Raw genomic sequence first — 12215 nt, forward strand, 5'->3', positions numbered from 1 at the left:
CTTACTTGGCCGCTTTTTTCTCGGGTGCCGCTACGGCGATGAATGCCGGCTCGTAGCCCGCCTCGGTCAGGGCCTGGTGCTCGTCTTCATCGTTCGCCACGGCGAAGCCGATGCCTTGCTGCAGTTTCATATTCAGTGGGTACATGGTTTTCCTTGGTGATGGGAAAGAAAAAGGCCAGCGGGAAGGCTGGCCCTGGGCGCTTTAGTTGGTGCGGCGCACTGCGAAGTTCGGCAACGTCACCGCCGCACCCCACAGAATGTCGAAGCGGCTGACGAACTTGTTGTTGGTGATGTCGTAGCCGCGCACAAAACGCAGCGACAGGCCGCCCTCGTCGGCCATGGACGCCTGATAGGCCATGTCCATACCGCCTGGCAGTTCCTGCTTGGGCGAGACGAAGGTGATGGCGTCACGGTGCCAGACCATGTTTTGCGTATAGGTCTGGTTGGCGGCGCCGGAAGTGATCGTCAGGGCAGCGTTATCCGCGGGGCGCGCGGTCACATTCTGGTAGGCGCCACCAGCGATGATGGCCGGGCTGCAGATGATGGTCGCGTTGCCGGCGCCATCGGACGATACCGCTGCGGTCACCAGGAAAGATTGCAGCACCCCGGTGGATGCCTTAGTTTCAGGGTTGACGGAAAACACGCCGGCGATGTTGAAAGTATCGCCAGCGTTCAAGCGCAAGGCTGCCGCAGCGGTCCAGGCATCGGTAACGAGCGACGTCGTTGCCGCGTACGGGTTGTCCGTCGCACCCACGTTGATGACGCCCTGGTTGGCACCATTCACCAGCGGCACACCGCCCAGCGGGCCAACGGTGTGCGACGGCACGTTCTGCGACATGGCAATGTCCAGGCCGGCGCCGGTTTTGATGATACCCGTCTTGTATTGCTCACCCAGCACTTCCTTGTTGTTGAACAGGCCTGACAAACCCGCCACGATGGCGGCATTGGCGCCAGGCTCGATTGCCGCCATGCGCATGCCATCGCGCGGCACGCTCATACGGTCCAGAGGCACACCAGCCTGCAGCAGGTCTGCAAACGTCGCTGGTGGCGTGCCAGGCGTGCCAACGATCTGGTGTGTGCCGTTTTTCAGGATGTTGCCGACGCTGTAATCCAGGATGGCGGCCAGTTTCAGGCCAGCAGGCTTGAGATAGCGGTCCTTGAATGCCTTGCTGACTTTGCCGTCGCTGCCGATGGAGGTGGCCAGTTCGGTCGAGCCGACGCCGAAGTCCAGGCCCAGCAAGGGCTGCAGGGTTACCGGGACGCTGCGCTCGGTGATGTCCTGCACGTTGGCGGTCTCGCCGGTGCGATGGGTGAACTGGACTGGCGCACGCGCATTGACGGTGTTGCCCGGCTTGAGTTCTTTTTCCCAGGACTCCTTGAAGTCCGAGTTCATATTGCCCAGAAAAGCCGAGCTGTTATGTGCGATGCGCAGGACTTCGTTCGTGATGACCTGCGAGGTGATGAGTGCGTTAGCCATGTATGGCTCCTATTTAGCGTTGTGCCCGTTCCTGGGCGTTTGCCCAGGCGATGTAGGCCTTGGTGTTGGATGGGTCGGGCATGGGGCTGGTCTTGCCGGCGCCGTTGCGCGGCGCTTCCAGCGGCTGCGCCGCGTTGCTGGGCTTCGGCTTGGTGTTTCCCTTGGCCGCTTTCAGCTTGTCTTCCAGGCGCGTGATGGCGCGGCCGGCTTGAATTGGCGACATGGTCGAAATACGCTCAGCCTCCTCGGCGTTATCTGGGTCGGTGAGGTACTCGATGACGCCTTTCGGATCGTCGGATTCGAAAATCGCGTCGGTGGCAGGCTTAGGCGTGCCGCTGCGATCTGCTAAACCGCCGAACACATCGTCCAGGTCGGACGCCAGGGTGTCGAACTTCTCGGCACCCCACTCCTTGGCCAGTGAGGTGACAATCCCCTGACGGCGATCAACCACGGCCTGCTGCTGCGTCAGCGCTGGTGCAAGCTGCTTGGCTTGCTCTGCGATGTGGCGCTGCATTTCTGCACGAGTCATCGATACGGGTTCGTCATCGTCGGCTTCGGTGTTCTGTTGCTGTTGCTGTTGCGCAGCAGGGATTGCGGCGCGCGCTTCGTACTTCTGGCGGGTCAGGCTGTCGACCCTGCGGCGCAGGCGCGCCAATTCGCGCTGTTCCGGCGTTTTTTCTTTCGGCTGCTGCTCCGCTGACGTGGCATTGCCATCGCCTTCATCGGAGTTGGTGGAAGTATCGGCGTGGCCAGCATCGGCATGCTGTTGATCATGCTCAGCGCCGACCTGACTATCGTTGCTGGCGCCCGCCGCGGCGTTGTCGCCCTGTGGCAATGCGGTTTCAGTGTTCAATTTCGACTCCCATAAAAGAAAAAAGCCGCGATCAGCGGCTGGTTGTGGCAAGTAATATGTTTTTAGTCGGCACTGACAATGAAGAAGTCGACCGAAACCTGACCTGTTGCGGCAGCATTCAAGTTGATGGTGAAACTGCCTGCTGCGGGCACCACGTTCTTGACAATGGCAGTGGCATCGTTGCTCGATACCATCGCCATCACGTGCGCATTCAAGGTGCACAGGCTGTTCGTAACGACAATCGCCGTTCCAGCCGCCGAGATGTTGACGCGCCCTGCGGCCTTATTGATGGTCACCGCGCCGACCGTGCCGGTATTGGTGTAGTCCATGTAGAAGCGCGCCCAGCCCAGGGTACTTGCGCCCAGTTGGCAGCCGCCATTGGTATATGGCCGAAATGTGACGCCGGAAAAACCGGCGCGGCGATTGTTCAAAGAGCCAAAGCCACCAGTTCCGAACCAGATCGCATTGCTCGATCCCGTGCTATCGGTTGCAATGACCATGTCGCCAGTCTTGCCAGCACCGCTGGGGGCCGAGCCGAACAGGTAGCTCTCGTTCTGGCCTGTAATCGCATATGCCGCCTGCGCGTATGCACTCGATGTGATGCCCATATCCATGAAGCCGGTCAAGTCACTCGACGTGACGTTGTCGGGGTAGGCGACCAGATCAGCGCTTGAATTTGCGGTTGCAGACTTGTTCTGGATACTGATTTGGGTAAAGTTATCGACCGAATTTGTGGCCTGCAACGTTGGATTGGTCAGCTTTGCTGGTGTGCCACCGCCTATAATGGAAAGCCCTGGCACGCTGATTGCTGCAGTAGGGTCATAGAAGCTGCGGAACTCATAATCGAGTGTATTGCAGCTGGTATTGAGGAGCAAAACAAGCGCACCCTCAGGAAATGGCCCGAGAATTTGTCTGGTCGCATCAGGCCCGAAATTCGTCGTCACTGCTGCGTCGGCGCCAGCGGTCAAGGTGATACTGCCAAGACCGCCGTTAGATGCGATGGCCAAAGTACCGCCATCCTTCACGGTCGCGGAGACCGTAGAGCCGATTGCCAGCGCTGTCATTGTGGAATTTCCTGTTCAGATAAAGAAAAACCCGCACTGGGCGGGTTCGGTTGGGTCTGCATCGCGGCAGGGTCTTGCGGATCGAGTGGGCCGGGTGGCGCTTGCGCATCCATCTGCTCGGGATCATTCGGGGCGGGCGCTTGTGCCTGCTGCGCCTGCTGTTCGGCCAGCATGGCAGGCTCATCTACGCTCTCGGGCATTTCAGACGGCAGCGGGGTCGGGTTGCTAAGCATGCTTTCAATGGTTTGCGCCACCATCATCTGGATTTGTTCCGGCGTCATGGCCGCGCTGGTCAATTGCAGGCGCTTGGTCTCGGCGTCATAGGCCTTGATGTTCAGTTCGCGCTCCTTGGCCTCATTTTCTTCGCGCTTGTTGTGCACCTGCTCCATGGCTTCATCTGCCTCGGTCTGCGCATCGTGCGCATGCTGCAGCGCCTCTTTGAGTGACTCTTGCATCTGCTTCATTTGCTGCATCAGCTGTTCGGGTTTCGGTGCCTTGTTGGTCTCCGGGTCCAGGATGGATTGCACTGCCGAGGGTGCCATGGCGGTCAACACCTGGGCCAACTTATCGGCATGCGGGATATCCAGGTTACGCGCCCACAGCGGTGCGATGGCAGGCGTAAGGTCCGGGTTCGTGCGCATCACCTCGCCAAGGGCTGTCTGTGCCTGGCTGCGCTGGGTGGAGAACGACGAGCCCACCACCACGCGCACGTCATAGTCGCCGACGTTCGGGTTGATGACGATACCCCCGTCAGTGTCCCGCATCGCCTCCTTCTGCTCTGGGTCGATGGTGACCGTGCCGGGCTTTGCGTCGATACCCATGATGCGCTGCTGCCGCTTGGTATCGATCAGCTTCGTCGACATCTGCACGGCGATGCGGCCTACCTGGCCCAGAGAGAAGGCCAGCTGTTGCGGGAAGTGGCTGGTACTGGCTTCGCCTTGCTGCTTGCGTGCATCGATGGCCACGCCAGACGACTCGTTACTCGGCGCGCCCAGGTTGGCCTGATACATGCCAATGCTCGCTTCCAGGTCATGCAGCGCATCGGCGGCGCCAACTGCATGGTTTTGCAGGTTGACGGACACATTCGGGCGCGAGGGCGCCGCAATAGGCTGGCCGCGCTCATCTACATCGTGATATGGCAAGTAGGCGCGTGAATCGAGCGAAGCGCGGTCCCACAGCTTTTCCAGGCCGGCGATAGCGCGCGCTGGCGTGACCCATGGTGCCTTTGGCGCGCTGCCCATATAGGCCAGCAACTCCGACTTGTGATAGTTGTAGGCGCGCTGTGGGTTCATCGCGCGGCGCGGGATACCGCAATAACGCATGACACCGTTCTCGATACCCCAGTAACCATACACCGGCACAATTCCGATGGAATCGGCCGGGTACAGGCCTTCGCTGTCATCCTTGTTCTTCGGGGTCTCCAGAATACCGGCGCCAGACATGGTGCGCCACTTCACGCACTCATATTTATCCTTGTACGTCCGCTGCAGCGGCAGTTGCGCTCCGGCCGCCTTGCACGCCGCCCAGTATTCATCCTCGCTGCCCGCCTGGTCTTCGCCATCGAGACCGGTCCAGATACTGACGTGGCGCGTTTTCTCTTCCTTGTACCACTGCTCGGCCACGATGATGGATTGTCGCTCACCTTCGCCGCATGACTGGCGCTCCGAGCCGAAGCTCTTTTTCTCGGCCTTGACGCCGTACTTTCGCTCGAACTCGCGCTGGCTGACGGCGGTCAGAAGATAGCCGAACGTGGCATCGCTGCCGTCGAGCTGCACACTCCATGGGTCGAACACCACGCGCAGCGGATCGGCTACAGCGCTGATACGCGGCTCCTGATAACCAAGCGCGCGGTCGACGTATTCAGGGCGCACTACCAGATAGCCCACTCCGGTGCGGGCCGACGAAGTCAGGGCGATACCGTAAGCAGCCTGCGCACGGCTGGCGTATTCGATATGGCGCAGCATGCCGTCGAGCTGCTCGCTCACCTTCACATCGGCGCCCGAGCCGACTGGCACCGTGTGAATGGCTGGCGGCGACTTGGTGACTTGGCCGGCTACGTTGGCGACGTACTGGCCCACATGATCCATCACCAGGCACGGCCGCGCGCCACCCGGGTCAAGCTCGCGGGAGCGTTTGACGGCTTCATCCCATTGCTGCGGATTCGATGGGTCGGAAAAGCGCAGGTCTTCCTCTATCTGCTGCCGCTGTTCGCGAGTCGCGTTCATCGCGTCCTCGTACAGCTCCTGCGCTTCCTGGAAGTCGTCCATTAAATTGCCCTTGCTCCTGATGCTGCTGAATTGGTGTAGTCGTAGACGGGCCGCGACGTGTCGTTGGTCATGCTTTCCGCATTGATGGCGATGTAGCGTAGGTTGTCAGCGCCGTGCGACCACTCATCGTGCAGTGGCGCGCCAGCCTCGCGGGTTTGCTGGTTGATCTGGCGCCGGTACCGCTTGGCACACTGGAACAGCCGCGCAGCGTTGCCCTTGTCAAAGTACATGCGGCGAAAGGTCATGCGGGTCAGGCGAATACCGTCTTCAATGCTCATGTTCGGGGTGATTCGCACATCCCATCCGAAGCCGCGCATGATTTCCTCGGCACTCTTGCCGGACTTGTAATCCTTGTGGCGGCCATCATGTGGCAGAAAGACCAGGCCCCAGTTGTAATTCTTCTTCTTCAGATCGTCCGAGTAATGGTCAAGCGTCTTGTGGCTGTCTTCGATGTTCTCGATGATGCGCAACTCGCCGGCGTGGCGCTGCACGAGGCTGATCGACATGGCATCGTTCCAGCCCAGGTCAAAGATCACGTGCACCTTCAGCATCGGGTCGTAAGCCACGTTGCATAGGCGCCTCTCTTCCTCGGCCTGGGCAACTTCCGCGTAATAGATCGCGCCGACCACGGCGGGCATGCACTTGCCCTCCCAGATGTTGCTGTACTCGGCTGGCGGCAGCGTCAGCTTGGCGTGCTGACGCTCTTTCTCCAGCGTCTCGGGGAACCATGGGTTGTCCATGTAGTTCATGTCGACGATGATCGCGTCTTCAGGCTGGTTCGTGATGAAGCGGTCGTAGGTCTCGTCCGAATCGAGTTCCGGATTGAACGACAGCCATATCTCCGAGCCGTCCTTCCGAATGGTGGGGATCAGCACGGCCCAGCTGCGTTTGCTGACCGTCTGCGCTTCTTCCACCCAGACGATATCGCAGCCCTCGAACGACTTGACCGACTCGACCGTGTGCTCGGCCAGGCCCGAGAAAGCAAACTCGGTGCCATTCTTGCCTCGTATCTCGGTATCAAACACCTGGTAGAAAGAGCCAAGGCCAAGCGCCTCAATCTGATCCTTCAGCAGTTTGTGCACGGACTGCTTGATCGACTTCTGCACCTCGCGTGCGCACAGTATGCGCAGCTTTTGCGCGCTTCCCTTGATCAACAGTGCACGGGCAAAGCTCCAAGACTTTGCACTGCCACGGCCGCCTTTTGCGCCCTTGTAGCGGGCCTTCTTCGTCAGCAGGAAGGCCAGCTTTTGCGGGAATTTAATTGCCATCAGGACTCACGAACTCGATTTGCCAGTTCATCGTTTCCGGAACGTTGCCCTTGTTCATGTCGTCGATAGCTTCCTTGTTCGCCCTCAACAAGTTCATCGGGATACTGCTGGCGGCGTTGGCATGGCCCTGCAGCAGCGCCGCCACTTGCAGGCGCTTAATACTTTTCAATGGATCCACGTCGTCCACCAGTTCGAGCTGCTGGTTTGCCAGCATCGACAAGCGGTGCATCGAGGCAGCGCTAAACTCGGCTGCCGACGCGGCATGCTCACTCACATTCGACAGCTTGCGCGCCAACTCAGAGACGATCCGCTGCTGGCCTTGCGGCAATGCGCCGAACAGTTCGGCAATATGCTTATTCGTCGCATCAGCCTGAACCATCTTTTCCGCTATGACGCGCAGGTCTTTTTTCGCATTTGGCGCTTCGGCTTTATTCGGCTTTAATTTGCGCCGGATGGAGGATTCATTGACGCCGAATTCTTGCGCCAGCGCATTAATCGAAACACCGTCGACCAGGTGGCGCCGCTCAACCTCTACCCACTGGTCATTGGTCAGCGACGATTTGCGACCCATGACCAGTTCTCCTATGAAAAAACACGCGCAGAATGCAAAAAGCCCGCGACCATTTCTGGTAGCAGGCTTATTTCCGGGCGCACGAAGCCCCGACAGGTCGAAATATACGCGGCTTTTTTCTTGGTTGCAACCCCTCTCAGCAGGCGATGCGGCTTTTCAGCAGCGAAAAAAGTGATTCGATGGCGAGATCGAACACCACTTCAAAGTCCGCGCGCCATGCGTTGAACGTGTTCAGCCCATAGTGAGAAAGCACGGCTGTGCGCTGCAAAACCGGCAGTTCCCACACCGCAGAATCGACCGCGCGCACTATGAGCTTGTCCACTTCGACCTCAATATCCTCAATGGAATGGATGCGGGCGTCGGGCGCGCCCAGGCACTCACGCCGCGCGCCTTCGCCGACGGCGCCGCCGATGCTCATGCATTCCGCCCAGCGGTCGAGCATGCCTTTGATGCTGTCGTAGTGTTCTTGTCGCATCGAATTTCCTATTTTCAGTCTGTTTTTAATTGCACTTTTTGCCATTTTCCGAGGCGGTGCGCTGGATTTGTACCGATGACTACCGATAATCGTGCTATTCAGGATTCATGCGGGTTTGCGGGTTGGTCTTCGCCACTTCTTCGCCGTGCAGTGAATCCCATTTTTTCGGCCATGCGGCCCTGGGCTTGCACAGCGATGTCGAGGTTCTTCTCAAGGTAGGCCATGGTGGTGCTGGGGTTCTTGTGACGCATGACCTTCTGGATGGTCTGGATCGGCACGCCTGATTCGGACAGCAGGGTGGCAAAGCTGCCGCGCAGACGGTGTGGGGTGATGCCCTTGGTCTTGCAGTGGGCGTTGGCAGTGGCCATAGGGCGGCGGGCGAAGCCGGGCGGCTGCTGGCTGCCGTCCTTGCGCGCGGTAATCAGGCCTTCGGGCTGGCGCCGGGGTTGCAGGTAGTCGACCAGCCACGCGGGCATAGGCACCGGCTCGGCCTCTTTGCCCTTGGTGATGCCTGGCGTGTAGGTGCGCCGCTCCCAGTCGATCCATTCCCAGCGCGCGCTGGTGGCCTCGCTTTCGCGCAGGCCCAGGCCAAACATGAAGCGGATGGCGGTGGAGACGGCGGGGGAGCGGCGGCCCGCGCCGTCGATAGCCTCGAACCACTGCATGGCCACATCAAGCGGCAGGATTTTACGCGGGCGCTTCTGCGTGCTGAGCATGGCCACATTCCATGGCCGGCGTGCCAGCATGCCCTGCGAAACGGCCCAATTCGTCACCAGCCGCATCACGCGCAGCCAGTGGTTGGCCGTGGCCGGCTCGCGCGTGGCCAGATGCTCGTTGCGGGCCAGCTCGATGTGGCGCGCGGTGATCTCGCTGACGAGCAATTCGCCCAGGTCGTACAGATGCAGGCGATAGCAGGTGCTGACGCTGCGCACATGGGCGGCGCTCGACACCGGGCCGCGCACCAGCAGCCACTCGGCGAAGAGCGCGCGCAGCGTCGGTACCGGCTTGCCGCCGTTCGTGCGCACCACCTCTTCATCGTAGGCGCGGCTGGCCACCGCTTCGGCGCGGGCCTTGGCGCGCTCGCGCGTGCTGCGCTGCACGCGGCTGCCGGCCACCTGGAAGCGGTAGTGCCAGATTTTCTTGACCTTGAACAGGGCGAATGTCATGCGGATGGTCCTTTTTGCTAGAGGTGTTCGGCCAGGCCGCGCTTGTAGCTCTGGGTGGGGGCCGCCGGGCGTGGCCGTTTGTTGTCGGTAAATCGGGTGTACATGCCTTCGTAGGCGAGCAGCACGTCATCAATGCGTCCCTGCCGGTTCTTAGCCACGAAAATGTCGGCGCAGCCACGCAGGTGGCTTTGCGGGTTGTCCACCTCGTCGCGGTGCACGAAGATGACGATATCGGCGTCTTGCTCGATGGCGCCGGAGTCGCGCAGGTCGGACAGTTGCGGGCGCGCCTTGTTGGCTGCGTTGCGAGACAGCTGGGACAGGGCCAGCACGACGATATTCAATTCCTTAGCCAGCGCCTTCAGGCCGCGCGAGATTTCCTCGATCTGGCTATTGCGGTTGTCGCCGGCGCCGCTCATCAGTTGCAGATAGTCGACCACTAGCAGGTCAAGGCCATGCTTGCGTTTCACCAGGCGCGCCTTGCTGCGTACGTCCAGCAGCGTCAGCGCCGGCTGATCGTCCAGGTGTAGGGCCATGGCGTTCAGTTTCACGTTGGCCACCGTGAAATTGTTCCAGTCGCCATCGCTGAAATCACCGCGGATCACTGTACTGAGTGGGATGCTGCCAAGCGCGGCTACAGCGCGGTCGAGCAGTTCGCCGTTCTGCATCTCCTGCGACAGGAACAGCACCGAGTGTGTCTCGGCTGCATTGGTGGCGATGTTCAGTGCCAGCGCGGTTTTACCCATCGATGGCCGCGCGCCCAGGATCACCAGCGCGCCACGATTCGGGCCACCGTTCAGCAGGCGGTCAATATCGGCAAAACCGGTGGCGATGCCGGTGTATTTGCGCTCTGCACGGTCGCCCAGCACATCGATGTGCGCCATCATGGCAGCGCTGGCCTGGATCGGCTCGCGCAAGGTACGCGTTTCGGCCAGCGCCGCCAGGGCCGATTGCGCAGCGTCGAGCACCTCACCGGCGCTGCGGCCGTCCGGTTTGAAAGCCATTTCGGACATGTCGGCCGTGGCGGCCAGTAGGCCCCGGCGCAACGCGCGGTCGCGCACCAGGTCGGCATAGCGGCTGATGTTGGCGGCGCTGGGCATGCTCTGGGCCACTGAGTTCAGGTAGGCCACGCAGTCAGGCAGCGACTGGGCCAGCGCGGTGGACACCGTGATCACGTCGCATTCGCCACCCTGGGCGATCTGGCGCAGCACTTCCACGAAGATCGTGCGGTGGTCGTGCCGGTAAAAGTGCGCCGGGCGCAGATCGCCCATGCGGTCGACGCCACCGTTATCGCGCAACAGCGCACCGATGACGGATTGCTCGGCCTCGATGGCGGCCGGCAGGGTTTGTTCTTCGGTCATGCCGCTTCCTTGGTTTCTTGAAATTTCTCTGCCTGCTTGCCGTTCGAGGTCAGGAAGTACTGGCCGTCACGGTCGATAGCCCACAGCTTGAAATAATTGTTTTCGACGTACTTGCGGAAGGTGGCGCGCCAGTCCTTTTGGACCTTCGCCGGTTGCGTACCACCCGGCTGAAAGCGCCTGCAGAATTCGGCCCAGGCCAGCGCTACCATGTCAACGGGAAGTCCCGCGCCCTGGGCATAGGCCCACAGCGGGGCGTAGTCGCGTAGCGGACGCTCCCCCTTGGCCTGACAGTCGGCGAGGAAGGTTTTCAGGGCTGTCGCTGGGGTAGCGTCTTTTTTGCGAGGCTTGGCAGCAGGCCCCGCGTCAGCGGGGTTTGGGGTACTTGTTTTTAATGTAGATGAAGATGAAGATGTAGGGCCGTCTCCTAAGTCATCACCAATGGGGGGCTTTGGTGTAGTCTTTGGTGTGTTGTTTGGTGGTGCGTTTTCGTCGCCAAAACGGGTACCTTGTCCGCGCCGTTGGCGGATATATTCGTCGCGCACAAAGCGGCTGCAGTACCACAATGGACCTGCGTTTGACGTGACCAAAGTCACCGGCTGGCCGTCACGGCCCGCATGACGCGGCGTGAAAATGTAGTCGAGTGCGTTTTTGTCCGCACCCTTGAGCACATCCTTGGCCGCCAGTTCGCGCGCCAGCTTCAATGGCACGCCGGCCACCTGGGCCAGCTCGTTGAGGGGCCAGCGGCAGATGCCATATTCATCGCCATCATGCAGCACGCACATGATATCGACCCAAGCTCCACGCGCCGCCTCGGAACAGCGGCGTAGCTTGGAATTGATGCGCCAGTCAGCTGGGTAAAACTGGAATGATGGGCGCTTCATACGTGCTTCTCTGGATGCGATTCTGTGGCGTCGAGATCGCCGCGAACGGGGCGACGGACGACGGTGACAGGTTGCATCTTGCATGGGCCGCGATGATGCGCCGTGGCCACACTACAGGCGCTGGCAGCAGGCTTGCCCTGCAATGCCTGGCGCGTCGATGCCTTGATGGTGTAGGTGATGTTGTTGAGCTCGATATGTGCGAGCAGCAGGCTGGCGAAGTGCTTACGCATGTTACATTCCACGCCAGACTCTTCCAGGTCGAAGCCTGCGCGCTCACAGATCTGGTAGAAGGTGCCAGGCCCGGCCAGCAGCGTTTGCAGCACCAGGTAAGGACGGGAGCCGACATACGGCATCAAGCGCGCCGTCATAGCCGCACCTGTGTGGCCTGGGGCTTCATCGAAAACGCGGAGTATGTTATTCTTGGCATGTTCGTTTTAAGTAAGAGTTTCAGGAAGCCCGCCTTGTCCGCGGGCTTTTTTTCGTTTTCAGCGTTTGCTTGCGCTACATCTGGTGTACTTTTGAGGCAGCGCAGATCGGATACTTGCCTGCGCTGCCATCCTGTAGCTGTCGGGGGCTGCGCCCAGCTACGTCGGCGGATCGGACGTGTTCATGTACTTGTCCGCCGCCTCGCGCAGCTTGTTGGTGTCGCGATACAACTGCGAACTCGCTTTAGCCCGCGCTTGCCCCTCTGGCTGGGCCTTCGCTGCCAGGTTGGCTCTGTCGCTCAGGCGCCATACGCACACTGCCTGCAGTGCGTAATCCGCTGCCGTCGCGCGCTGCTCTTTTTTCATCCTGTCCCTCGTCTTTCTGCGCCGGCGCTATCGGCCGGCCTATC

At 60.6% G+C, this 12215-nt stretch carries 13 protein-coding genes; all 13 read right to left on the bottom strand.

The window, feature by feature from the left end:
* Window position 1 precedes the first annotated feature (1 nt).
* A complete protein-coding gene (locus CLU93_RS28300) occupies window positions 2-145 on the bottom strand; it encodes a hypothetical protein (RefSeq protein ID WP_180287910.1) in 144 nt (47 codons plus the stop codon).
* A gap of 57 nt (window positions 146-202) precedes the next feature.
* A complete protein-coding gene (locus CLU93_RS22170) occupies window positions 203-1477 on the bottom strand; it encodes a P22 phage major capsid protein family protein (RefSeq protein ID WP_099763328.1) in 1275 nt (424 codons plus the stop codon).
* A gap of 13 nt (window positions 1478-1490) precedes the next feature.
* Window positions 1491-2330, bottom strand: a complete 840-nt coding sequence (locus CLU93_RS22175) for a hypothetical protein (RefSeq protein ID WP_143451783.1) — start codon at window positions 2328-2330, stop codon at window positions 1491-1493.
* 62 nt (window positions 2331-2392) lie between these two features.
* Window positions 2393-3394, bottom strand: coding sequence for a hypothetical protein (locus tag CLU93_RS22180; RefSeq protein ID WP_099763330.1), 1002 nt, complete (start codon window positions 3392-3394; stop codon window positions 2393-2395).
* Complete coding sequence (locus CLU93_RS22185; RefSeq protein WP_099763331.1) at window positions 3391-5661, bottom strand: portal protein; 2271 nt, start codon at window positions 5659-5661, stop codon at window positions 3391-3393. The genes CLU93_RS22180 and CLU93_RS22185 overlap by 4 nt, the downstream gene beginning before the upstream one ends.
* Window positions 5661-6929 (bottom strand): PBSX family phage terminase large subunit, encoded by a 1269-nt coding sequence (locus CLU93_RS22190; RefSeq protein ID WP_099763332.1) that lies wholly within the window; start codon window positions 6927-6929, stop codon window positions 5661-5663. Before CLU93_RS22190 ends, CLU93_RS22185 begins: the two co-directional genes overlap by 1 nt.
* Window positions 6919-7500: a hypothetical protein gene (locus CLU93_RS22195; RefSeq protein WP_099763333.1), complete on the bottom strand. Its 582-nt coding sequence runs from the start codon at window positions 7498-7500 to the stop codon at window positions 6919-6921. Before CLU93_RS22195 ends, CLU93_RS22190 begins: the two co-directional genes overlap by 11 nt.
* A 136-nt stretch (window positions 7501-7636) precedes the next feature.
* On the bottom strand, window positions 7637-7975 hold the full coding sequence (locus tag CLU93_RS22200; RefSeq protein ID WP_099763334.1) for a hypothetical protein: 339 nt from the start codon (window positions 7973-7975) through the stop codon (window positions 7637-7639).
* Between the two features lie 98 nt (window positions 7976-8073).
* Window positions 8074-9141, bottom strand: a complete 1068-nt coding sequence (locus CLU93_RS22205; RefSeq protein ID WP_099763335.1) for a tyrosine-type recombinase/integrase — start codon at window positions 9139-9141, stop codon at window positions 8074-8076.
* 17 nt (window positions 9142-9158) lie between these two features.
* Window positions 9159-10499: a replicative DNA helicase gene (gene dnaB, locus CLU93_RS22210; protein WP_099763336.1), complete on the bottom strand. Its 1341-nt coding sequence runs from the start codon at window positions 10497-10499 to the stop codon at window positions 9159-9161.
* Window positions 10496-11380 carry a hypothetical protein gene (locus CLU93_RS27920; protein ID WP_143451784.1) on the bottom strand — a complete coding sequence of 295 codons (885 nt, stop codon included), beginning with the start codon at window positions 11378-11380 and terminating at the stop codon, window positions 10496-10498. Before CLU93_RS27920 ends, dnaB begins: the two co-directional genes overlap by 4 nt.
* On the bottom strand, window positions 11377-11748 hold the full coding sequence (locus CLU93_RS22225) for a hypothetical protein (protein ID WP_099763339.1): 372 nt from the start codon (window positions 11746-11748) through the stop codon (window positions 11377-11379). Before CLU93_RS22225 ends, CLU93_RS27920 begins: the two co-directional genes overlap by 4 nt.
* A gap of 216 nt (window positions 11749-11964) precedes the next feature.
* A complete protein-coding gene (locus CLU93_RS22230) occupies window positions 11965-12171 on the bottom strand; it encodes a hypothetical protein (RefSeq protein ID WP_099763340.1) in 207 nt (68 codons plus the stop codon).
* Window positions 12172-12215 lie beyond the last annotated feature (44 nt).

The sequence above is a fragment of the Janthinobacterium sp. 35 genome (assembly GCF_002754575.1).
Taxonomy (GTDB): Bacteria; Pseudomonadota; Gammaproteobacteria; order Burkholderiales; family Burkholderiaceae_D; genus Janthinobacterium; species Janthinobacterium tructae.